We start from the raw sequence: 23,631 nt of genomic DNA on the forward strand, positions 1-23,631 counted from the left end.
ACGTTAAATAATCTGAGTTCTATATAAAAATCAACGCTTTAACAACTCATCTCTTCTGTTGCAACCCCTTCAGCAAGTGGTCCACCGCCGCTTTCAGCTGTGCATCTTCTCCCTTCAAAACAGCTTCCGGCACATTATAAACCAAGATGTCCGGCTGTAAAGTCCGGTTCTCCAGATAGTTACCCTGCATATCCACACAACCTACCTGCGGAATACCGAATACAATACTTGGATCAATCTGGCTTTCCCACCAGACAGCAGTCATGGTTCCTGCCACTGGAGCACCTATCAGCTTACCGATACCCAACGTCTTGTACACAAAAGGAGTACCGTGGGCATTGCTGTAATTATCCTCGCAAACCAACATACACGAAGGTTTCAGCCATCTATCAAAAGGATCGCTGCCGATGTACTGGCCGCGCGGCACAAAGCGTTCATACTCCTTGCCGCTAAGTAACGTCGCTACTTGTTCGTGCAGCCATCCGCCTCCGTTATGGCGGGTATCCACCACAACAGCCTCTTTCTTACGACTGCTTTCGCTCAACAAATCGGAGTAAATCTTACGGAAGCTCGGACTATCCATACCTTTGATGTGAATATAAGCAATGCGCCCGCCGGAATATTCATCCACCTTCTTGCGACAGTTTTCCACCCAGCGCTTATACAATAGCTCATTCTGGGCACCGTAAGATATGGGCTTCAAGGTTTCTTCAAACCGCTTGCCGGTAGCAGGATCATAAACAGAGAGAATCACCTTGCGCCCTGCCTTACCTTCGAGTAACGGGAAATAATCGGCACCTGCCTTAATGGCAACACCATCCACTTTTTCGATAATACACCCCGGTTTGACATCCGTCTTTTTCTTCGTCAATGGACTTTGAGCTATAATTTCTTTAATCTTCAGTCCATCGCCCGCATAAGCTTCATCATAGAACACTCCCAAAGCTGCCGTAGGAAGTGCTGCGCCCGAAGCATAATAACGCGCTCCCGTATGAGAACCGTTCAATTCACCCAGCATCTCACTCAGCATTTCCACAAAATCGTAGTTATTGTTGATATAAGGCAAGAAGCGCTTATAAGTTTCTTTGTATCCATTCCAGTCCGTACCTTGCAAGTCTGCCACATAGAACTTATCATTTACCTGCTGCCAGATGTGGTCGAAGATATATTCACGCTCACCGTAAGGACGGTAATCGAAGAAAGCCTCAAATTCAATTGGAGAAATCTTGCTGCCTTCAATCTCTATCTTCTTCATTCCGTCGCGGGCACAAAGGAAGATATTCTTCCCTTCCTTATCTGGCTGCAAAGCGCCTGCACCTACTTTCTTCAAAAGAACTTTTGTAACATTCTCTTTCAGGTTGTGCTCCCAAAGATCGTACCCATCCTCAAAAACAGACAGATAATAGAGTTTATCCCCTTTAGCAGAAAGCATGGCATCTGCCATATGCGAGGAATTGACGGTCAGGCGTACAATACGGTCAAAGCGGTTTGCAAGATCGAACTTCAACGGTTCTACCTTTTTCTCCTTATCTTTGTCGGCATCCTCTTTTTTCTTCTTGGCATCCTTTTCGTCTTTCTTTCCGGCTTTTTCTTTCTCTGCCTTCTCCGCTTCCTCAAGCAAAGCGGTTTCTTCCTTGTTCATCAAGAAACGGTCGTATGCTTCAGCATCAAAGAACATGATATAAGTATCGTCTTCGGCTCCCCAACTGCCGTGGCTGCGATACCCCGCACGGTCACTGGTCCAAATCATGGCTTTGCCGTCCAATACCCACTTGGCATTGCCATCGTTGTACCCGCTTTCGGTCAGGTTCACCATTTCACCCTTGCCATCGGCATTCAGCAGCACAACATCTTTGTTGTTCCATCCACCTACACCGATATAGTCCGAAAGAATCCATTTGCTGTCCGGACTCCATTGGAACCACTGGTCACCGTCCGAATAAGAGTATTGGTACTTGCCATCCATAACGGTACGTACAGCCTTCGTCTTCAGATTGATGACACGGATGGCGCTACGGTTTTCGAGAAAGGCAATCTCTTTGCCGTTAGGGCTATATTGGGGTTGGAAAGAAGCGACATCCGAATTCGTCAGGCGTTCTTCCTTCAGCTCTGTAGCATAGGTAAACAGCTTTTCATCCTTACGCACAATCGTCGAAGTGTAAAGTTGCCAAAGCCCGCCACGTTCGGAAGCATAAACCAGTGTCCGGCCATCGGGGGCAAAGTCTACAGTGCGTTCCTGATAGGGAGTATTCGTTATCTGCTTCGTAGTCTTATATTCCACTGAAGTGACGTAGATATCGCCACGCAAAACGAAAGCCACTTCCTTACCATCCGGAGACACTGCCATTTCCGTGGCGCCACTACTCTTAATCTGGCGGATAATATCCTTGTCGTTTCTGTCGGAAACAATGCAGATGTTCACCTTTTGCGCTTCTCCACCGGGAAGCAGGGTATAAATCTCACCATCAAATCCATAGCACAACCTTCCGTCCGTAGCGGCACTGAGATAACGTACCGGATTTTTGGTATAGTGCGTCAACTGCACGGCCTTCGCATCTCCGGGAGTACGTCGGTAGATATTGAAAGAGCCGTTTTCCTCACTCAGATAGTAGAATGTTTTTCCATCAGGAGCCCAAACCGGTTCACGGTCTTCTCCTCCGAAAGTAGTCAGTTGGCGGTACTGCGGTTCTTTTCCCGGAGTATACATCCAGATGTCCCGGGCAATGGGCGATACGTGATGTTTACGCCAGTAGTCCTCGTAACCTTTCTTATCCTGATACAACATCGCTCCCTCCTTATTGATGGAGATGCACTCCATAGGCATGGACGAAATCATCGTCGGACGCCCTCCCTCCACTGATACTCGATAGACCTGGTTGAACTGCCCGTTAGAGGGAAAGACAACAGCCTCGGCAGACGGCATGATGCCCGCAGAGAACAAGACATGTCCGGCATCTGTAAAAGCAAGCGGTGTTTCGCTTCCCGAGTGGGTAGTCAGCCGTCGTGGTTCGCCTCCGTCTTTGGACACAATGTAGACGTCCAGGCTTCCCATACGGTCCGAAGCAAAAGCAATCTGCTTACTGTCCGGGCTCCATACCGGAGCCGTATCATATGCAGGATTGGTAGTTATCTGCATGGCACGTCCACCGGCAACCGGCACCGTATAGATGTCTCCCTTATACGTAAAAGCAATGGTGGTCCCATCGGGAGAGATGACACTATGACGCATCCAGAGCGGAGCATCCTGCGCAAAAGTAAAACCTGTCAGGCAAGCGGCAGCAATACCTAATAGTAGTTTTTTCATAATGATTCTTTTTTGGGGGATAAAAAAAAGCCTCACGTCTTTTCCTTGTCAGAAAAAGTCCGTGAGGCTTGCTTATTTCTCTTTAAGTTACCCTCAATTAGAGAGCTCCTACTTCCTTCAAAGCAGCATTTGTCTTGTGAACGGCAGCAGCGCTGGCAGCAAATTTAGCTTTTTCGTCAGCAGTCAGTTCCAGTTCTACGATTTTCTCGATGCCGTTCTTGCCAAGGATTACGGGAACACCGATACAGATGTCTGATTCACCGTATTCTCCTTCCAGATATACTGAGCAAGGAATCATCTTCTTCTGGTTGTGGATGATAGACTCAACTACATAAGCACCTGCCGCACCCGGAGCATACCATGCAGAAGTACCCAGCAACTTAGTCAGTGTAGCACCGCCTACCATGGTAGAAGCTACCACTTCGTTCAGTTTTTCTTCGCTCAGCAGTGTGCTTACCGGCTGTCCCTTGTAAGTAGCCAGACGAGCCAACGGAATCATGGTAGTGTCACCATGACCACCGATAACCATGCCTTCCACTTCGTTGGCGTTGCAGCCCAAAGCCTGAGACAAGAAATATTTGAAACGAGAGCTGTCCAAAGCACCACCCATACCGATGATACGGTTCTTCGGCAAGCCCAAAGACTTCAATGACAGATAGGTCATGGTATCCATCGGATTAGAAATAACCACGAGGATAGCATTCGGAGAATATTTCAAGATGTTCTGTGCAACCGACTTAACGATACCTGCATTAACACCGATCAATTCTTCACGAGTCATACCCGGCTTACGGGGAATACCGGAAGTAATCACTACAACGTCGGAGTTGGCAGTCTTCTCATAATCGTTGGTACAACCTACAACAGTGGTGTCGAAGCCCAGCAGTTGAGCAGTCTGCATCATATCCATTGCCTTACCTTCTGAAACGCCTTCTTTCACGTCCAGCATTACCACTTCGTCAGCCACTTCATTAAAGGCCAACACATTAGCGCATGTAGCACCTACGTTACCTGCACCTACTACGGTTACTTTTGACATAATTTCTAAAGTTTTTTGTTTATAAGTATTCTTTAAAGATGATACAAAAGTACAGCGAACTTCGTAATTAGAGAAATATTTCCGTAATAATTTTAGTTAAATACACATTTAGCCAACGATTAGTGGACGATGATTAATGATTAATGATTAATTTTGCGGACGATTAGTGAACGTAAGACGAATAATCAGTCACCAACCATTAATCACTTAACCATTAATTATTATCAAAAATGGCAGTTAAGAAGAATACACTTCTCATCGTGGCAGGCAGCCTCCTTATCTTATTATTAATAGGAGTTACCATTCTGCTGATTTCCGAAAAGCAAACCAACAAGGAACTGGTGATGGAATTCAATCTGGATAAAGAAGACCTTGAAAATCAATACACAGACTTCGCCAGACAATATGACGAACTGAAGTTGACCGTCTCCAACGACTCCCTCTCCGTACTTTTGGAGCAGGAACAACTGAAGACCCAACGTTTATTGGAAGAACTCCGCACCGTGAAGAGCAGCAATGCCACCGAGATACGCCGTCTGAAGAAGGAACTGACCTCTCTCCGCAAAGTCATGATAGGCTATATCAACCAGATTGACTCGCTGAATCGCCTGACTGCCCAACAGAAGGAAATCATAGCCGATGTCACCCAAAAGTACAACGCCGCTTCCCGGCAAATCAGCAACTTGTCCGAAGAAAAGAAGAACCTGACCAAGACAGTGACGCTTGCCGCACAACTGGACGCCACCAACATCTCTGTGCAGCCCACCAACAAACGCGGCAAGACTGCCAAGAAAGTGAAAGACATCGTGAAGTTCAAAATAAACTTCTCCATCGTGAAAAACATCACTGCAGAAACCGGCGAACGCACCCTCTACATCCGCATCACCAAACCGGACAATGACGTGCTGACCAAAAGTCCCTCAAACACCTTCCCATACGAGAACCGGGAACTGGTATATTCCATCAAGAAGTATATAGAATACAACGGAGAAGAGCAAACCGTCACCGTATATTGGGATGTAGAAGAATACCTCTATGCAGGTACCTACCGCGTAGACATTTTTACTGACGGCACCCTTATCGGTTCACAATCATTCAACTTGAATTAATACATTTTTCAGACAAGTAAGAACAAAAGAGCATAAAACATGCGGCATACTACTGATTTCGTAACGCTGCAAAATGTGTTCTTTTGTTCTTATGCCTAAAAAAATTTCTAAATTATTTTGCAATATCATTGAAAGCCTATACATTTGCATCGTTGTTTATGCAATTATTGTTGTTGTATAAGTAACCGATTCATCACCTTAATTAATGTATAGCCCAATGAAAAAGTTCTTCTGTTTCATCTGTTTGGCATACCTGTCCTTCCCCGTGAAGGCCCAGGAAGCATTGAGCTTGGATAGTTGCCGTGCATTGGCAATTTCCAACAACAAAGAACTGCTGATAAGCCAAGAAAAAATCAACGCTGCACATTATCAAAAAAAGGCGGCATTCACCAATTACCTTCCCAACATTTCGGCCACCGGTGGATATATGCGCAGCCAAAAAGAGTTGTCTATCCTCAGTGATGCCCAAAAAGGGGCCTTGTCCGGATTGGGTACAAACCTCAGCGGCCCCTTGCAACAAGCCGCCCAAGTCATAGCGCAGCTTCATCCTGAAATAGCGGGGAAACTGCCGGCTTTAGGACAAAGCCTGGTAGGTGCCCTCGACGGTGCAGGCCAATCCTTGGTTGACGCCTTTCGTACAGACACCCGCAACATGTATGCGGGCGCACTGACCTTGACCCAACCCCTATATATGGGCGGCAAGATACGTGCCTACAATAAAATCACCAAATACGCCGAAGAGCTGGCCCGCCAGCAGCACAACACCGGTATGCAGGAAGTAATCCTGAGTACAGACCAGGCATATTGGCAGGTAGTATCCCTTGCCCATAAAAAGAAGCTGGCAGAAGGTTATCTGAAACTACTGCAGAAACTCGACAGCGACGTCGACAAAATGATTGCCCAAGGCGTTGCCACCAAAGCAGACGGACTCTCCATCAAAGTAAAAGTGAATGAAGCCGAAATGACTCTGACCAAAGTAACCGATGGCTTGAGCCTTGCCCGGATGCTGCTGTGCCAACTGTGTGGTCTTGACCTTTCCACTCCTATCATGCTCGCAGACGAACAGAAGGAAGACCTGGCCCCCACAACTCTGAAAAACGGTGCCATCGACATCAACAACGTTTATGCCACTCGCCCCGAAGTACGCAGCCTGGAACTTGCCACACGGATTTACAAGCAAAAAGTAAATGTCACCCGTTCGGAATATCTTCCTTCCATAGCACTAATGGGCAGCTATATGGCAACCAACCCTTCCGTCTTCAATAGTTTTGAGAAGAAGTTCAAAGGAATGTGGAACGTGGGTGTCATGGTATCGGTACCCATCTGGCACTGGGGCGAAGGCATCTATAAAGTAAAAGCAGCCAAATCGGAAGCACGCATCGCCCAATACCAGTTGGATGACGCCAAAGAAAAGATAGAGCTGCAGGTCAACCAGTCTGCTTTCCAAGTGAACGAAGCTGCCAAAAAACTGACCATGGCCGAAAAGAACCTGGAAAAAGCCAACGAGAACCTGAGATACGCCACACTCGGCTTTGAGGAAGGCGTTATACCCGCCAGCAATGTACTCGAAGCGCATACCGCATGGCTTTCTGCTCAATCGGAAAAGATAGACGCACAGATTGACGTAAAACTGACGGAAATCTATCTGAGAAAGGCAACGGGGGAATTGACAATTGATAATTGATCGTTTCTTCAATCATAAATTGTAAATAGTAAATAATATGTTAGATACAAAATCACAAAACAGCAACATGTTGTTGGCATTCCTCACACTGACGGGAGTTATTGCCATCGTTGCCCTTGTAGGTTTCTTCATGTTGCGTAAAGGGCCGGAGATTGTGCAAGGACAAGCAGAAGTAACGGAGTATCGAGTATCGAGCAAAGTGCCGGGACGTATTCTGGAATTTCGTGTAAAAGAGGGACAAAGCGTACAAGCCGGAGACACCCTTGCCATTTTGGAGGCTCCGGACGTGCAGGCCAAACTGGAACAAGCACGCGCCGCCGAATCGGCAGCCCAGGCCCAGAACGAAAAAGCTTTGAAAGGCGCCCGTCGGGAACAGATACAAGCTGCCTATGAAATGTGGCAAAAGGCACTGGCCGGACTGGAGATTGCCGAAAAATCCTACACGCGTGTGAAGAACCTGCACGACCAAGGCGTGATGTCTGCACAAAAGCTTGACGAAGTTACCGCCCAACGCAATGCAGCCCAGGCTACAGAGAAAGCCGCCAAAGCCCAGTATGATATGGCCAAGAACGGTGCGGAACGCGAGGACAAAGCCGCTGCCGCTGCCTTGGTGGAACGTGCTAAAGGAGCTGTGGCCGAAGTTGAATCGTACATCAAGGAAACTTACCTGATTGCACAGACTGCCGGTGAGGTATCCGAGATATTCCCCAAAGTAGGCGAGCTTGTGGGCACGGGTGCTCCCATTATGAACATCGCTATTCTGGATGACATGTGGGTAACCTTCAATGTACGCGAGGACTTGCTGCAAGGGTTGGGTATGAATACCGAATTCGAGGCGTTCATCCCTGCCCTCGATAGGAATATCTGCCTGAAAGTGTACTACATGAAAGACCTCGGCACATATGCCGCTTGGAAAGCGACCAAGACTACCGGCCAGTTCGACCTGAAAACATTCGAAGTAAAAGCCGCTCCGCAAGAGAAGGTGGAAGGACTGCGTCCGGGAATGAGTGTGATATTGGAGAAATAAAAGGAGTTATGAGTTATTGGGGAGGATGATGGAAAGAGATAAGAAACATACGGCTTTGTGGAATGTAGCAAGACGCGAATGCCGCCGTCTTGTTTCCCGCCCGCTCTATCTGTTCTGTATGGTGATAGCACCGTTGTTCTGCTACATATTCTTCACCACGCTGATGGACTCCGGGCTTCCTACGGACATGCCCGTAGGTGTGGTAGACCAGGACATGAGTGCCACTTCACGCCAGCTGATACGTAACTTGGACGCTTTTGAGCAGACAGCCGTCGTGGCTCGCTATCCCAATATCAACGAAGCCCGCACCGCCATGCAGCGCGGAGAGATTTACGGCTTCTTCTATATACCCGAAGGCACCTCCGCCAAGGCGCAGGCGCAACGGCAGCCCAAACTCTCGTTCTACACCAACAACACACTACTCATTGCCGGCTCACTGCTCTTCAAAGATATGAAGATGATGAGCGAACTGGCATCGGGAGCCGCCGCCCGCACCGCCCTCTATGCCAAAGGCGCTACCGAGGAGCAAGCGATGGCCTTCCTCCAGCCCATCGTCATAGATACGCATCCACTCAATAACCCGTGGCTGAACTACTCCGTATATCTGTGCAACACCTTTGCACCGGGTGTACTGATGCTGCTTATCTTCATGGTGACCGTCTATTCCATCGGAGTTGAGATAAAAGACCGCACGGCCCGCGAATGGCTGCGCATGGGCAACAACTCCATCTGGATTTCCCTTACCGGCAAACTGCTGCCGCATACCGCCATCTTCTTCCTGATGGGAATATTATATAATGTATACCTCTACGGTTTCCTCCATTTTCCCTGCAACAGCGGCATCCTGCCGATGCTGCTTGCCACCCTTTGCCTGGTGCTGGCATCGCAAGGCATGGGAATATTGATGATAGGAACCCTGCCTACCCTGCGTCTGGGACTCAGTTTCGCTTCCCTATGGGGCGTACTCTCTTTCTCCATGTGCGGATTGTCATTCCCCGCCATGGGCATGCACCCCGTATTGCAGGCATTGGCAAATCTGTTCCCCCTGCGCCACTATTTCCTGATTTATGTGGACCAGGCACTGAATGGATACCCCATGATTTACTCGTGGGTCAACTACGTAGCGCTGCTTATTTTCATGATGCTCCCGTTCCTTATAGCCCATAGGCTGAAAGGAGCGTTGGTTTACTATAAATACATGCCCTAATGAAAGACCTGACGTTCAGACAGAAAATGATACAAGGCATTCATGACTTGTTCTATATATGGAAACGGGAATTCGGTACAACCTTCCGCGACCAGGGCGTGCTCATCTTCTTCGTGCTCGTTCCGTTGGTCTATCCGTTGATATATGCTTTCATCTATACCAACGAAACCATCCACGAAGTGCCCACTGTCGTGGTGGATGACTCACGCTCCTCGTTGAGCCGCGAATACCTGCGGAAAGTGGACTCCAGTCCCGAAGTGAGCCTCGTGAGCTACTGCGCCGATATGGAAGAAGCCAAACTGATGTTGAAAGACCGCAGGGCATACGGCATTATCTACATCCCCTCCAGCTTCAACGACGACATTGTACGCGGTAAGCAGACGCAGGTCAGTATCTTCTGCGACATGAGCGGACTGCTGTATTACAAAGCCTTGCTGACCGCCAACACCAACGTGTCGCTCGCCATGAACGCAGACATCAAAGTGGAGCGAAGCGCCAATACCACCGACCGCCAGGACAAGATTACCGCCTACCCGATAGAGTATGAGGATGTCGCCCTCTATAATCCGACCAACGGATTTGCCGCTTTCCTGATTCCGGCAGTATTGGTATTGATTATCCAGCAAACGCTGCTACTCGGCATCGGCTTGTCTGCCGGGACGGCACGCGAACAGAACCGCTTCCGCGACCTGGTGCCTATCAACCGCCACTACAACGGCACACTACGCATTGTGATGGGAAAAGGGCTGAGCTACTTCATGGTATATTCACTGGTATCGGTATATATACTGTGTGTGGTTCCATGGCTTTTCAGCCTCAACCAAATAGCGATACCCGGTGTCTTGACTCTGTTCACCCTGCCCTACCTGGCCGCTTGTATTTTCTTTGCCATGACAGCATCCATTGCCATCCGCAACCGCGAAACGTGCATGCTGCTGTTCGTGTTCACCTCAGTGCCGCTGCTGTTCCTCTCCGGCATTTCGTGGCCGGGAGCCGCCATGCCTGCTTTCTGGAAGTACTTCTCGTACATCTTCCCTTCTACCTTCGGCATCAACGGCTACGTACGCATCAACAGTATGGGAGCCACACTCAATGAAGTCTCTTTCGAGTATCAGGCACTATGGATACAAACGGGCTTCTACTTCATCACCACGTGTCTGGTATATCGCTGGCAGATATTGCAGAGCAGGAAACATGTAATTGAAGAGTATAAGAAGCATAAGAGTATAGAAGCGTAACACATCGTTCCAAGCCTACGAAACAAAGTGTTCACATACGTTTGAACACTTTGTTTCAGCGTATCAGAACAATTTGTTCCAATATATGAAACGATATATTTCGATGTAACTCTCTAAATATAAGATAAATATAGAGAATGTAAAAGATGCAAGTAACGATTTGGATATGGAAGTCCTGCTTCGGGTTACACTGCTTTGCATAGTTTCAAATAACTCATATACAAATGTAGGCAAAATTTGGAATATAACAAAAAAACTTATTTATTTTTGTATAATTCTGATTGCTAAAGCATTAACTTTATATTAAATATTTGAAAGTCCAATTTATACCATCAGTAGTAAAACAAAGTTTCCCATCATAGTAGCTTACTAAAATAAACAGTCCATTGATGAATCTAAGACTTTGAAATGAGGTTCTATTAGTTGCAACTTTTTAGGCGTTGTCCAATTTACACCATCCGTAGATGCATATCCACTCCTATTTATTGCAACGAACTTTCGCAATAAATTTCCAATCATCTGTTCTTACTATCATATTCTATATCTCCTATTTTTGATTTAATAATTCCCGAAGCAGAGATTATGTCTGTTGGTAGATTTAGGTTATCCGGCTCTTTTGGCTTCTCTACTACTGATGGTTTCTTAGGTATCTCAGGCTCTACTATTTTTTTCACATGAAAGAAATACACTGATACACAATAGTACCACATAGAATAATTTTGTTTTCATAAACGTTTGTTTATTCCGCAACCAATAGGATGGGATGTTTTCAAGAAAGCGAGTTGCATCCTTACAAGGGCACTCTCCGGTTTTTCAACTTATACTTGTGTTTGAAACCATGGCGAATATAGGTATTTTTTCCTTGAGACTACGGCCTTGTGTTCCATTCCCGTGGCTTCTACTTTTACCACTCATATAGGTTTCGTCCATTTAAGTCATATCATCAAAAGTTGCATCATCCTTTATGTTATGACAGATACGGTGCAGCATAAACCATGCAGGTTTTGGATAACATGTATATCACATGCCAATTGGCTGCTACTGATACCTTTCTTGTACGAGAGGAACAGAAAGATAGCATATAACCACTTCTTTAACGAAAGTTCAGAATCCTCAAACATTGTACCCCTCCGAACTGTGAAACGTTTCCGACAATCTTTACACTTGTATAAACCCTTGAACTTTCTTTTTTGAGTTAGTTTATAGTGGTGCTTAGATATGTAGATCCACAATGTAGACAAACAAGCTCACCATGCCATCGCATATCTTCAAGATATTCTCTGCAATCCTCTTCTGTATGCAAAGTATCTATCATTTGACGTAAAAAATGGAATGGTTTCATGTGTACAATTATTAATCAACAGAGAAATTGTACACGCAATGGGCTGAAAAATTCTGTTTTGAGGAAAAATCTTAAGAAGAAACACAATAAAAATATGTAATCAATTGATAATTAATACATATTATATCAATCAAAAACAGAAAAACATATGAAAAGTCTTACAGAAACTCTAAACGAAACTTTAGAGAATAGCTTGCAGTTAGGAATTGCTAAATTAGCAGACGATCAATCAGAGAAAAATAAAGAAGAAACCTTAAATAAAGTCGATAAATCTTTGTAGCATCTAAACGTAATAAACTTAGTTTTTCTATTTATTTTCCAAAAAATATCTTACTTTTGCCATATACATTAAGCTGATTACTAAATTTAATACCAAAAGATTATGGCTGATAATAAGAAAAAGTTCACTTTGCAAGCTTATGATATTGAAAACGAAGAGATAGGAAAAGCATACTCTGATTTACAAGAAAAATTGAAAGAAAAATTAGAGGCTCGTGAGATAGCGGATATTCGTCGTATGAAATTAAACCCTGAATCGCCAGAAGAAGATTTGCTCTCTGATTTTGCAATTACAGAACGTTATGTATTTGGAGTTATGTGGCGCATATCACCCGCAAAAGAGGTTCCAAGTATTCCAGAAGGACTTTTTAAAAATCCTACGATTCAGATAGATGATATACAAGAGCAGGAAAAAAGAATATCACTTATTTGCAAAGATCACTACTATTTCTCATTAAATAAACATTTTCTTGTTACTAATTTGCCAAAGTCACGAATAAAATCTTTGCAAGTTTATCTAAATTGGCTACTAGAAGCGGTTAGAGGAGATAAATTGTATAAATTTACCCCAAAAGTAAAAGCACCTGACAGTACGCAGTTGAGCCAAATTAGCAATATAGTATTTGCTGACCCCACTAAAAAATTGAAAGGGAAAAAGAAAGAAGAAAAAATAGAAAATGCTATTAAGGTTTTTAAATGTGCAGAAGATCTTCTTAAGAAAATCGTAGAAGAGATTCCTGATTTTCAACAAATGCTTGATAATAAAATATTATCAGCTCAATTGTTGGTAAAGTTCACCAAACCCCGTAAAATGGAAGAGGAAGATTATGAAAAATTATTAGGAGCATACATGAAACCTATCAGTGATGCTGACGGCGTAACATTCAAGTTAAAGAATGGTAAAAAAATTACTGGTAGCAACATTCTGCGAACCAAAAATGTTGAGATTGAAATGATTGATGATGTGAGAATCTCTGAACCTGCTTTAATTCAGGAAATGGAAGAGTTTTTACGTGAATTAAATAGTGAATTATGATAATATTGATTGGCATGGTTGTGTGTGTTATCATTTCAATGATAACATCTTTCTTTTTCCCTGATTTCAATCCGGGAAATGGAGCTGTGTCCACTCTTTATACAGTTTCAGGTATTATGTTTTCTATTGGGATGAGTCTTATTGTTACTTCAAGCGCTGCTGGGGTAAAAAACATCCGCATAAGAAATGGAATCAGAAAAGAAATACATATTGTACGAAATCATTTTATCGAATGTTTTGTATTAATATCTATTTTTTATATACTTCTATGTTCAGCTGCAGACAAACATGACTCCTTGCCTATATATGATAATTTTTCTTTAAAATATTCTCATTTACTTATATTTACGATAGCTTACTCCATTGTATACTTCGTTTGGAATTTTTTAGCAATACAACGCTTGAATTATCAAATTGAAGACGCTTTAGACAAAGATTAATAATTATAGAAACAAAGCCATTGCAAAAATAGCAATGACTTTGCTTTTTCGAACATATTATATTTTAGAGTAAGCAGATTATTATACACAATACCTGCACTTTCACATCACCTTTCAGATACTCCACTTTTTGCAGGGTTGGTAGTTCCCTCTCACCATGTTCTCCGAGTGTAGGATGAAAGTCATACTTCACTTCCATTTCCCGACAGATATTCTGACTCGGATAGTCTCCCGATTATGGTCTATCTTTTCACCCTTATTGTTGATACGTATTGAAACGATGTGCATATGTCTCCGGTCTATGTCTTCGTGCAACCATACGACATAAGGCTGGTTCCCATAACCGAACTTTTCCATGAACTCCTGCACCAATACGGTCATTTGTTCTTCTGAAAAAATGTCTTTCGGGAAAGGATTCTATGAGATATGAATAACTAGCTTCCGGACGTGCGAGTTGAGTGCAATATAAGGCTCAAACGACTGCACACAGTTTTCTATCGGCATATTTCCTGAAGTGTCCACCGCTATCTTCGGATGTCATAACACCTTTGCTGTACCGTCGTCCACCTTTATTTTATCATAGGCAATCACTCCGTAAAACGAACTGTCCGATGTGATATTCGGCACCATGACATTATTTCTTTTTAGTAAGGTACTCCTTTTCGTATCGCTTTGTAAGTTCGATAATCTGCCTGCATACTTCTTCCAGTTTACGGGTCTCTTCGGCAAGTTTGTAGAGAAACGCAAGCGATTTCTTTTCCCCGTAAATGGTATGGATGGTCTTTACACATTGGTTATAGTTATTACCTATCCGTCGGAACTGCTGATAGAAAGCAGTGAGCTGGGCGTAGTATTCCTGCGCTTCCTTGTCAATCTTCACTACCTTGAACTCTCAACCGAAGATACGGGCGAAGATAAATTCGGCTTTGTTCTTCACATCGGATTGTTCAAACATCGTGAGGAACTTTTCGTTTTCACTGTCATTGAGACAAAGGTAGTAGCGGTGCGTACGCGGGTCTGCCAGCACCTTGCGCCCTGCGGCGTTACGGATTCTTGTTTCATCTTTCATACATGAAAATTTTAAAAGGTTCGACTTGGGAGAACCTTTGCCTCCGAAAGACCTTTCGGGGCGGGACTTTCAGCGGTTGGAAATATTTTTAACCGCTGAAAGTACACCTTGCTATATGCTGGCGCATATTAAAATCCGGCTGTGCCGGATTAAAGGTCTGAAGGATTGTCATACGTTCTCTGCCGAGAACTGGCTGCGTTCTCCCGGCAACAAAGGTAGAGAGTTTTTTCTATCCGCACATTATGGCGGTTCCCGCCAACACCCGCTAATGAATGACTTTGAAACCAGGGAATACTTTATGGATACTCTTTTAAGGTTTATTTATAGCCGGGCAGTTATTCAGTTATCCGTTTGAATAAGTAAATGGTCTGGTATTTGAATTGCTGTTCAGGCAAATATTAAGATGGTTACCCGAATAGGGAGGCAAATATTCGGCCGAATGGATATATGATTATATGGATATGTGGGCTGCCGTTTGAATATGTACATAGCCACATAGCTAAATAGCTATGTAGCTGAATAGATAGATAACTATATAGCTAACTGGATAAACAGACTACAGAACGGATAACTGAAAAGATAAACAGCTATTCATCTGGTTATCAATAAATCTTTTATTATCGTATTAGTGGAAAAATACTATAAGAATTATCTGATTCTTTAAGAGGAAATATTCAGGTGTGGGGTGTGGCAGGTCATTCCACCGGCTCGCCGCCATAGCGAAGGCGGCAGATTTCCTTGTGGATTTCACACATGATATGCAGCTGCATCCGCTTGCTGATATGGCGGCTTTGGGAACGCATGAACAGACGGTTCTCTATCAGGCTGCAAAACTTCGTGCCCTCCCTGCTTACAATGCAGACAATCTGATTTTCAAGGAAAAAATCCCTGTCGGTGGAATACTCCACGTCCGGGAACATTCTTATATATTTCATTCGCTGATGTTTTAAAAGGTTTTACGGTGGCGGTGTGGGTGGGGTCGTCCAGCCCTGCCCTCTGTTCTCTTGGGGCGGTGAAAAAGATGTGCCGGATGTTGTTTCCGGCACATGCTCTCCGCTTGGTGTCAGGCGGCTTTTCCGCTTTCGGGCTTCTCTGTTTTCGGGGTGGTGGTCTTCTTTTCCGTCTTTTCTGTCGTCTGCTGTTTTTCGGCTTCCCTGGCAGCTTTCTTTTCCGCTTTCTTCATTTCCTTTATCCTTTCCTCCAAACGTTCATGCCGTTTCTGATATTCTTCCTCGTGGGTGGCTTTGACAAGTCCGTATTGGTCGGGGAAGTGCATGTTTGCGAAGTCCCTCAGCAGCTTGGATGCGTTGTTGTCTCCGTGGCCGTTCTCACAAAGGAAGTGGCTGATGAAGTCCCGTTTGATTACCGTCTTTTGTGCGTCCGTCAGTTTGGCAACGATTTTCATCCGCTGTTTCTCGTCCAATGCGAAAGGCTGGTCCTTGATGCCGAAAAGCGGGAAATGTCTCCTTTGAAGTTGGGCAAGCATGGCAAAATAAACCATACCGTCCTCGTACTGCGTGAACGGGCTTTCGGGATAGTCGTTCTCCCGGACAATCTTTTTCGTATCGGCAACGGTCTTTTCGATGGAAAGCTGTTTGAAACGCTTGTCCCTTTCCTGCAATGTCCCGATAGTGACGGGGGCGGTTTCCTTCCTGTTTATCTCCACGTAGCAGAGTTCGGGTTCTGTCTGCCCTACCTTTACATAGGTCTTTATCCTGCCTTCCTCCTTCATGCGGTCAAGTTCCTCCACCTTTCGGGCATATTCCTCGTTTCTGCGCTCAAATGTCTGCACCGCCTGTTCGTACTCTTTCGTTTGGGTGAACTGCTCTTTCTTCGGTGCTTCGGGTGCTTTGGGGAATTCCCTTGCCGATACGTTGTAGTCAAGTTCCTTGATTTCATGCCCTTTCTTGTCCAATTTCTGTAGTGCCATATCGTTACGGCTTCCGTAGTAGGGGCGTGCGACAACCAGCTTCGGATCGGATTTCAAAAGTTTCTCCGTCTCTTTTGCCACATGGGCTGCGTTCTTGGCTTCCAGACATTTGCGGTTGGTGCAGTGTCCGCACCCGTTATGCTCGGCAAAAAGGTTGTAATTGGCTGCGTTGTGTACGCATGTATTGCATTCCGTCTTGTCGAACTTGTATTGCCCAAGGTCGGTGGTATAGTATTTTTCAAAGTACCTTTTGAAGAGGTTCAATGTATATCCCGTCCAATCCTCACCGTTCCCCTCTTTGAGGTGCTTCTCGTACACGTCCTTTTGTATATCGGGCTCATAGGTGCTTATCTCCTCGGCTACGCTGACGGTGATTGTTTCATTGTCCAACAGTTCACCGATAGGCGCATAGAGTTCGTTCAGTTTCAATCGGGTATAGATATATTTCTCGCTCCGTCCGAAACGGGCGGTCAGTGAATACATGTCATATCTGCCCTTTTCAAGTAACCGCTTGAACGCTTTTGCTTCTTCGGTGGGGCGTACCTGCTCACGCTGCAAGTTCTCGCTTAACGACATGTCTTCCGCTTCATCGTCCGTCACATTGTTATATATGGTTGCCTTTATGGTCTTTGCTCCTGCAAGCAATGAGGCACGGTAACGGCGTTCACCGTATATGATTTCATAACCGCCTTCCGTGCGTGGGCGTACTGCAATGGCCTGCAGGATTCCCACTTCCCGAATGCTTTCCGCAAGTTCCTGCAATGATGCGTCATTGAACGTCTTGCGGTGGTTGTCCCTACTTGGGTGTACGGTGGTGATGTCAAGGTCTGTTTCGGCTGTGGCCGTTGCAAGCGGTGTCTTGAACGTGGCCTGCTGCGGTGCTTCTTCCGTAACGGTGGGAACGGTTGCCGTTTCGGGTGTTTCTGTCACTTCGGTAGCCGTGGGCACGTCCTGCGGTGTGAGTAGTGTAATCGGTTTCGGGATGATTGCCAAAGCGGTCACCTTTACTGCATTTTCTTTCTCTGATTTCTGTACGCTGTTCGTCTGTACTTTCTTGTTCGTTTTCATAATGATAAGTTTTAAATGTTGATAATTAATTGAATGGTTTTCCGTCTGAAAGGTATTCCCAACCGTTGGCGTTGCTTTCTTCCGTGAAGTATTCCAAAGTCCGGGTGCTTTCCATATCATCCCGACAAGCACGGAAAAAACTGTCGAGACATTCGTTCATAAGGCAGTCAAACGTGATATTTTCGGTGGGGGATTTCAAGAACTGATAAATCGGATCAAGAATACAGTTATCTATATAATAGCCCGTAAGGGGACAACAGGCATCTACAAATATCCTGCTTTTTCGTCCTTTCGTCCCTTTCCAAAAATATTTTGGCGTGTACAGGTCGTTCCAATGGTTGTTCATCAGATAGGCCGCCAACCGCCAACCGTTTAGCCCGTCTATGCAGTCTTCCTGCCTGCTGCGGTAGTCATAGCTGTAATTGCATGCGTCATATCTCCAATTACGGCACACAATGCCGAAGCGTTCGCAAAAGGTATCAAGGGTCTGACGGTTCTCGTGTGTCCAACCGTAAAAATATCGGTTGCATAACCATTCGTTGTGTGCTTTCTCTTTGGCTTCCTCGGATAACTCGGTTATCCGATAGAGGGTGTATGTTCTTGTTTCCGTTCTCATGCCGTTACTTTTTTATGGGTTCGTTGATAGGCGGGCGGATTGTTCCGCCCTGCCGTTCATGCTGTCATACACGGATGCACGTGGCGAGTGCTTCCCTTACTTTCGTTTCCTGCTTCTTGGAATATATCCACCCTGCACGCCTTTCGCCCTTATAGGTGAGGTTCGCACGGAACAGACCGTTCAAGTCTTTCAGAATGTCCTTTATCGGCCTGGTGTCACCGAATACGGCAATCGCCTTCTCGCTGTATTCCACGATTTCAAGACTGAGGGTTGAAAGGTCTGCGGTTGCTGTGGATTGTTCTGCCGTATCGCTGTTTCTCTGCGGTGCTTTCATGCAAAGGTTGGCTTCATCCCCTGCGGTGTGCGCATACCGTTCTATGAATTTTTCAAGGTCGTGGATAGGCTCTTTCTCAACCGTCCAACCGCTGTACTTGTTCCTGCCCAGATACATACCGTCTCCCATGCTGTAATTTTCACGGTGTTCGTAATCTGCGTTATATTCCGCCAAATAGGCTGTTCCCTCAAAATTGGCGGCATGCTTGCGCATTTCTGAAAAGAGGTTGCGTGTATGTTTGGAAAAGCCTAAAATGACGGTTCTTGCTATACTGTAGTCATAATAGTCCGTATAGCTGTCGCACTCGTTTACCCGTAGCGTGCCGATAATGACCGCCTTTGCATCCGTCGGGACAAGGGGGCGCAAACGCTCCGCACCGATTTTGGCGATACGTCCGTATTCCTCTCTTGTTTCCTTCGCTTTCTTTTCTTCTTCGGCTTTCTTCTCTTTTGCCTTGGTGAGTAAAGCGGCTGTTTCCAACGGATCTAAAAACCTGGGGTTCGCATCATCGTAATAGATTCCTATTCCGAATTTTTCCGATAACGGCCGGATAAGGTCGGATGTATGAAACTCGTATGTCCGCAAATTGATAAGATGATAGGTTATTCCCCACCCGTTGCGGCTTACTTCATACACAACATAGCTGTCATAGCTGTAGCCTTCCAATACTACCACTTGGTTGACTGAAACGGTCTGAACGCTTCTGTCGTAACTTCTGTTAGCTCCTAATAAATGTACTTTAGTCATAATGATTTGATTTTAAAATGATTCATATTCTGTCAGAGTATCACGCAAAGAATAAGGATGAAAAGAGCGAGCACGCAAAGGATACGCCACACGGCACGGATGAGGAAAACCACCACCGCCAAAACTGCCGACATGGGCAGAATACCACCCAAAAAGGCACACACGAAACGCACCGCCACATAGACCACGAAACCGACCAGCGACCACTTCACCCAATTTTTAATGCCGGTTGGAGCGGAGCCGAAGCCTCGTTTCCAATCCTGCTGTATTTCAATTCTCTTTTTCATAACATTGACTTTTTTTTTATGCCTTGTCGGTGGCTTCACCTTGCTCGTTTCAGGGGGCAGATACGGACGGGGAGAAAATATGCAAGGCTTTTGGTGAAAAATTTTCAACCGCCCGGCTGGACGGATTGAAAAATTTTCGCCAAAACCCGCAGGGCGCGAAGCGGCCTTGCAGATTTTTAGGGGTCCCGTCCGTAGCTTCGCACCCTGAACCCGGCAAGGTGGAGCTACTGACGGGATAAATAAAAATGGGAAAATCGTTATATGGGAAAAAGAGAATTGAAATACGGCGGGATTCAAGGGCTGTTGCTTGAATGGTATAATAGAATATTACAAGTAATGTAATACAGAAAAAAGCCGAATTTAATCAATAGAAATTGTGTTTCTTATATTTCTGAGCAAGTAAAATATTAAATTAAAAAACAAAAATATTACTTGTTTGATTTTACTTTCATTCCTTTATCGGGTCTTTTATACAGAACATCCATTTAAATGAGCTCATGAAAAGGTATGTAAGATAAAATTGTCTAATAAAAAATAGTAACTATGTATGCAACTATAAAAGAAAAGGTAGGAATGCTAATTTTGGTGATGTTGTTGATTTGCGGAGCTGTAAATGCCCAACATTGGCGTCACTATTGTTACTATCCTTCTAATCGGGTTGTTACCGTTGTGGTTAAACCGGACATGCTCCATTATATCAGTAACCGATTCAATCGAAAGGAAAGATTGGCAATGGCTATGGCTTACTTGAAAACGAACAAATATCTGACGATTAAACAATATGCCAAGATGACGCAACTCAGTAGAGCTGCGGCAGAAGCTGAACTGGATGCTTTTGCCATGGATAAGAAAAATCCAATACAACTCGTAATTAGAGGGAAAAAGAAAATATATACCAAAAGATAATAGGATATGAAAAAGATTTGGAAACTACTGATGCTGGGAGTGACAGTCTTGTTTTTGCTGCAATCCTGTGTGACTGTACGCAAGTCTCGTCATCCCCATCACCACAGGCATTGTATGGTCATTAACTCACAGATTACGGATATGACTAAGTTAAATACACCTTCCATCTATATGGCAAGTGAATCCCCGACTGTTTATGAGCATAAAGGATGACAAGGAACTGGTGGAGCTAACGGCTAAGGAACCGGAGAAAGGTTTCCGCTATCTGATGACAAAATATAGGGAAGCGGTTTACTGGCATATCCGAAGGTTAGTTGTAACCCATGAAGATGCACAGGATGCAACGCAAGAAACTTTTATAAGGGTATTCAGGTCATTATCCGATTTTAAAGGCGAATGCACTTTACGTTCCTGGGTATACCGTATTGCCACCAACGAAGCTTTGCGCCTGTTGGATCGGTATAAAAAAGAGGAACGGGTGTCATTGGATGATTCTTCGAGTGAGCTAAGCAATCTGATGGCTGATGAATTTGTCGATTACAATGATTTGGAAGCTGTAAAGTTGCAAAAAGCCATTTTATCCTTGCCTACCAAGCAACAGCTGGCTTTTAACTTACGATACTATAATGATTTGGGATATGATGAGATTGCCGGAATTATCGGTTCAACAACTGATGGTGTAAAGTCCAGCTATCATATTGCCAAAGATAAGATTGTCAAATACATGAATGCTAACAATTAGATGTATGAAAGAAGATTTTGATTTCGACCGCGTAGGTAAACGGCTGCCTTATACCGCGCCGGACGGTTTCTTGGATGATATGGAAAACAATGTATGGGAAACTGTAAAATTGGAGATGCTTCCTTCCAAGCCCAAACGCAACTTTTGCCTTTGGTATTCTGTGACGGGAGGACTTGTGGCGGCAAGTATTGCATTATTGGTTGTCTTCAACTTATTACCCCATGATTCAAGTAATAGTTTTGAAGATGTGGAAAAGGCTTTTGCCAATCTGAGCAGCAGCGATCAGGATTACCTGTTTGCGACTTATCAGTATGATCTGTTTATGAACGAATAATAACAAAGGAAATGAAGAATATCACTAAAGTAGTTGTACTTGCCTTGGTCATGATTGTGTTCCATGTAAATACGTATGCCCAAAAGAGCGAGCAGCAGCGTATGACCCGTGAACAACTGGCCGAGACACAGGCTCAGTTTATAGCTAATGAAATGGCGATGGATAACAAAACGTCCCGGCAGTTTGTGGAAACTTTCTGCCAGTTCCAAAAAGAAATCTGGGCATTAGGTCCCCGACCGAAAAGAGAGAAAGCCCATCTTTCGGATAAAGAGGCTGAACAAGCCATGAACGAAAGGTTTGCCCATAGTCAGAAGATACTTGACCTACGTAAGAAGTATTATTTGAAGTACAGCAAATTTCTGACTCCCATGCAAATAGAGAAAGTATATGTATTGGAAAGAAGAATGATGAACCGGCTGTTTCAACGTTCTCAAAATAAAGATAAACGTAAATAAACAATGAAAATTATGAAATTAAAAGCTTTTGGCATATTTTGTTTGTCGTTCTTCATGATGACAGCTATGTCTTCTTGTGACAGTGATGAGATTACAGACCAACCGGGAGAAGTATCCGGCAGCGGAAATCCAACCTTGACAGTTCTTGCCGAACAAGTGGCTGGAAGCGACGGATATGATGAAAATGGGGTTACTGCGTTGAATCTACCAAGTTCGCAGGATGTAAGTAATATTTACAGTGGCTTGAAACTGAATTTCTCGCTGTCTGGAATCACTAAAATAGAGTTGGAAAGTGTAGACGGCTATGCCTTGGCCGGAACAACAGGCATTCAATGGGGAGATTCAGGGGAAGCGTTGACCGGGGAAGTGGAAAACGCCAACTCCATCCTGGTGTTCAATGCCCCGGATGAAAACGGATTGACTCCCGGAAAAGACTACTCCATTTTTACCTTGCCTTGCGACCTTTATGGAGGTTATCGCCTGTCTATCTATCGGGAAGGCCTCGTGGCACATTATTTCGGTGTGCATCAAACGGTGGCAATGGGCTCATTCATCACACCCGCTGACCTGATTGAAAGTGAATTGGAGTTTGACGACCCGGATGCGCCGCTTGTAGAAGAAGAACGACCGGAACTGGATGCTACGACTACGGCACTTCTCCGTCAATATCAGCAGAACCCTACAGAGGAAAACAAGCAGGCTTTGCTGGATCAAATGGGTGTTCGTTATGATAAAGTGGTAGCCCGTAAAAAAGCGAAGCTCCGCGAATTGGAAAGAGAAGCCCTCACCTTGGATGTGGTGGAAGAAATGCAGGAGATTGTGGACGAGATGGTAGATAACCGTGACATCCGGCTCGAACAGCAGTTCCTGCGTCTTATCGACCCCCGAAATGATGAAAATCCGAATGATGCGTGGATGGTGCTGAGAGGGGCTTCCGCTCCCAATGCCTACATCGGTTATGCTCCCGTTACCAATGCGGAATATGCAGCATTCAAGTCAGACTTTACATATGAAGACGGACAGGATAATTATCCGGTGGTGAATGTCACCGTAGAGGAAGCCACAGCCTATTGCGATTGGCTGGCGCAGAATGACCCGACGCACAGCTACCGTCTGCCGACCGATGAAGAATGGATCTTAGGTGCCGGACACATGCCCAAAGATGTTTTGATGAATGCGGGTCATGTGGAGACGGGTCTGACAGCGGTAGATGCTTATAGCCAGACAATCGGTGCTTGCGGAGGTATTGACTTCTGGGGCAATTGCTGGGAATGGACTATTTCAACGGATGCTGAGGGGCAGTATATCATCAAAGGCGGCAGCTGGGATTCGGAACGCGATGATTGCCGCAGCGAAAAATCAGACGTCGTTCGTTCCGGAGGCCAAGGCTATGCCAACGTCGGTTTCAGAGTCGTAAGAACAGATCTCATCTAATTAT

The 23,631-nt window shown here is 44.9% G+C and carries 24 protein-coding genes and 2 pseudogenes; 15 read left to right on the plus strand and 11 right to left on the minus strand.

Annotated elements, in window-relative coordinates:
* Positions 1-46: 46 nt before the first annotated feature.
* A complete protein-coding gene (locus tag DWY57_RS01010) occupies positions 47-3,304 on the minus strand; it encodes a S41 family peptidase (protein ID WP_119961208.1) in 3,258 nt (1,085 codons plus the stop codon).
* 97 nt (positions 3,305-3,401) lie between these two features.
* Positions 3,402-4,343, minus strand: a complete 942-nt coding sequence (gene mdh, locus DWY57_RS01015) for a malate dehydrogenase (RefSeq protein WP_005829779.1) — start codon at positions 4,341-4,343, stop codon at positions 3,402-3,404.
* A gap of 230 nt (positions 4,344-4,573) precedes the next feature.
* Here mdh and DWY57_RS01020 point away from each other — a divergent pair, with 230 nt between their 5' ends.
* From DWY57_RS01020 to DWY57_RS01040, 5 genes are all read left to right on the plus strand, one after another.
* The gene (locus tag DWY57_RS01020) at positions 4,574-5,452 is read left to right on the plus strand and encodes a hypothetical protein (RefSeq protein ID WP_117965192.1); all 879 of its coding nucleotides are present in this window, start codon (positions 4,574-4,576) and stop codon (positions 5,450-5,452) included.
* Positions 5,453-5,669: 217 nt separating this feature from the next.
* Complete coding sequence (locus DWY57_RS01025; RefSeq protein WP_117974254.1) at positions 5,670-7,136, plus strand: TolC family protein; 1,467 nt, start codon at positions 5,670-5,672, stop codon at positions 7,134-7,136.
* Positions 7,137-7,173: 37 nt separating this feature from the next.
* Complete coding sequence (locus DWY57_RS01030; protein WP_117965188.1) at positions 7,174-8,163, plus strand: HlyD family secretion protein; 990 nt, start codon at positions 7,174-7,176, stop codon at positions 8,161-8,163.
* 28 nt (positions 8,164-8,191) lie between these two features.
* A complete protein-coding gene (locus tag DWY57_RS01035; RefSeq protein ID WP_119961270.1) occupies positions 8,192-9,370 on the plus strand; it encodes an ABC transporter permease in 1,179 nt (392 codons plus the stop codon).
* Complete coding sequence (locus DWY57_RS01040; protein WP_119961209.1) at positions 9,370-10,608, plus strand: ABC transporter permease; 1,239 nt, start codon at positions 9,370-9,372, stop codon at positions 10,606-10,608. The genes DWY57_RS01035 and DWY57_RS01040 overlap by 1 nt, the downstream gene beginning before the upstream one ends.
* Before the next feature lie 515 nt (positions 10,609-11,123).
* On the opposite strand, the gene DWY57_RS21035 is transcribed toward DWY57_RS01040, so the two are convergent.
* Complete coding sequence (locus DWY57_RS21035; protein WP_119961210.1) at positions 11,124-11,318, minus strand: hypothetical protein; 195 nt, start codon at positions 11,316-11,318, stop codon at positions 11,124-11,126.
* A 485-nt stretch (positions 11,319-11,803) separates the two neighbouring features.
* Positions 11,804-11,950, minus strand: coding sequence for a transposase (locus DWY57_RS21580; protein ID WP_347812474.1), 147 nt, complete (start codon positions 11,948-11,950; stop codon positions 11,804-11,806).
* Between the two features lie 148 nt (positions 11,951-12,098).
* Here DWY57_RS21580 and DWY57_RS21505 point away from each other — a divergent pair, with 148 nt between their 5' ends.
* From DWY57_RS21505 to DWY57_RS01060, 3 genes are all read left to right on the plus strand, one after another.
* A complete protein-coding gene (locus tag DWY57_RS21505) occupies positions 12,099-12,230 on the plus strand; it encodes a hypothetical protein (RefSeq protein ID WP_262706657.1) in 132 nt (43 codons plus the stop codon).
* A gap of 102 nt (positions 12,231-12,332) precedes the next feature.
* Positions 12,333-13,265 (plus strand): hypothetical protein, encoded by a 933-nt coding sequence (locus DWY57_RS01055; protein WP_119961211.1) that lies wholly within the window; start codon positions 12,333-12,335, stop codon positions 13,263-13,265.
* Positions 13,262-13,705, plus strand: a complete 444-nt coding sequence (locus tag DWY57_RS01060; RefSeq protein WP_119961212.1) for a hypothetical protein — start codon at positions 13,262-13,264, stop codon at positions 13,703-13,705. Before DWY57_RS01055 ends, DWY57_RS01060 begins: the two co-directional genes overlap by 4 nt.
* 91 nt (positions 13,706-13,796) lie before the next feature.
* Here the strand turns inward: DWY57_RS01060 and DWY57_RS21585 are convergent.
* A pseudogene (locus DWY57_RS21585) lies at positions 13,797-14,191 on the minus strand (relaxase/mobilization nuclease domain-containing protein); the annotation flags it as partial.
* 148 nt (positions 14,192-14,339) lie between these two features.
* A pseudogene (mobA, locus tag DWY57_RS21195) lies at positions 14,340-14,774 on the minus strand (conjugal transfer protein MobA).
* A gap of 25 nt (positions 14,775-14,799) precedes the next feature.
* Here mobA and DWY57_RS20800 point away from each other — a divergent pair.
* The gene (locus tag DWY57_RS20800; RefSeq protein ID WP_165853577.1) at positions 14,800-15,129 is read left to right on the plus strand and encodes a hypothetical protein; all 330 of its coding nucleotides are present in this window, start codon (positions 14,800-14,802) and stop codon (positions 15,127-15,129) included.
* Positions 15,130-15,469: 340 nt separating this feature from the next.
* Here the strand turns inward: DWY57_RS20800 and DWY57_RS01080 are convergent, their stop codons facing one another.
* From DWY57_RS01080 to DWY57_RS01100, 5 genes are all read right to left on the minus strand, one after another.
* Positions 15,470-15,709, minus strand: a complete 240-nt coding sequence (locus DWY57_RS01080; protein WP_060386384.1) for a hypothetical protein — start codon at positions 15,707-15,709, stop codon at positions 15,470-15,472.
* 128 nt (positions 15,710-15,837) lie between these two features.
* A complete protein-coding gene (locus DWY57_RS01085; protein ID WP_119961214.1) occupies positions 15,838-17,772 on the minus strand; it encodes a ParB/RepB/Spo0J family partition protein in 1,935 nt (644 codons plus the stop codon).
* 25 nt (positions 17,773-17,797) lie between these two features.
* Positions 17,798-18,388 (minus strand): hypothetical protein, encoded by a 591-nt coding sequence (locus tag DWY57_RS01090; RefSeq protein WP_119961215.1) that lies wholly within the window; start codon positions 18,386-18,388, stop codon positions 17,798-17,800.
* A gap of 64 nt (positions 18,389-18,452) precedes the next feature.
* Positions 18,453-19,469, minus strand: a complete 1,017-nt coding sequence (locus tag DWY57_RS01095) for a fusion protein (protein WP_118939694.1) — start codon at positions 19,467-19,469, stop codon at positions 18,453-18,455.
* Between the two features lie 32 nt (positions 19,470-19,501).
* A complete protein-coding gene (locus tag DWY57_RS01100) occupies positions 19,502-19,756 on the minus strand; it encodes a hypothetical protein (protein ID WP_119961216.1) in 255 nt (84 codons plus the stop codon).
* A gap of 543 nt (positions 19,757-20,299) precedes the next feature.
* Between DWY57_RS01100 and DWY57_RS01105 the strand changes: the two genes are divergently transcribed.
* From DWY57_RS01105 to DWY57_RS01125, 6 genes are read left to right on the plus strand one after another with little or no spacing between them, the layout of a single operon-like run.
* Positions 20,300-20,662 (plus strand): hypothetical protein, encoded by a 363-nt coding sequence (locus DWY57_RS01105; protein ID WP_118939696.1) that lies wholly within the window; start codon positions 20,300-20,302, stop codon positions 20,660-20,662.
* 6 nt (positions 20,663-20,668) lie between these two features.
* Complete coding sequence (locus DWY57_RS20695) at positions 20,669-20,875, plus strand: hypothetical protein (RefSeq protein ID WP_129942979.1); 207 nt, start codon at positions 20,669-20,671, stop codon at positions 20,873-20,875.
* Complete coding sequence (locus DWY57_RS01110; RefSeq protein ID WP_118939697.1) at positions 20,859-21,404, plus strand: RNA polymerase sigma factor; 546 nt, start codon at positions 20,859-20,861, stop codon at positions 21,402-21,404. Before DWY57_RS20695 ends, DWY57_RS01110 begins: the two co-directional genes overlap by 17 nt.
* 4 nt (positions 21,405-21,408) lie before the next feature.
* Positions 21,409-21,738 (plus strand): hypothetical protein, encoded by a 330-nt coding sequence (locus DWY57_RS01115; protein ID WP_119961217.1) that lies wholly within the window; start codon positions 21,409-21,411, stop codon positions 21,736-21,738.
* An 11-nt stretch (positions 21,739-21,749) separates the two neighbouring features.
* Positions 21,750-22,193 carry a hypothetical protein gene (locus DWY57_RS01120; protein ID WP_119961218.1) on the plus strand — a complete coding sequence of 148 codons (444 nt, stop codon included), beginning with the start codon at positions 21,750-21,752 and terminating at the stop codon, positions 22,191-22,193.
* A gap of 12 nt (positions 22,194-22,205) precedes the next feature.
* Complete coding sequence (locus DWY57_RS01125) at positions 22,206-23,627, plus strand: formylglycine-generating enzyme family protein (protein ID WP_207805141.1); 1,422 nt, start codon at positions 22,206-22,208, stop codon at positions 23,625-23,627.
* Positions 23,628-23,631 lie beyond the last annotated feature (4 nt).

It is taken from the genome of Bacteroides sp. AF25-5LB, from assembly GCF_003602965.1.
Taxonomy (GTDB): domain Bacteria; phylum Bacteroidota; class Bacteroidia; order Bacteroidales; family Bacteroidaceae; genus Bacteroides; species Bacteroides uniformis.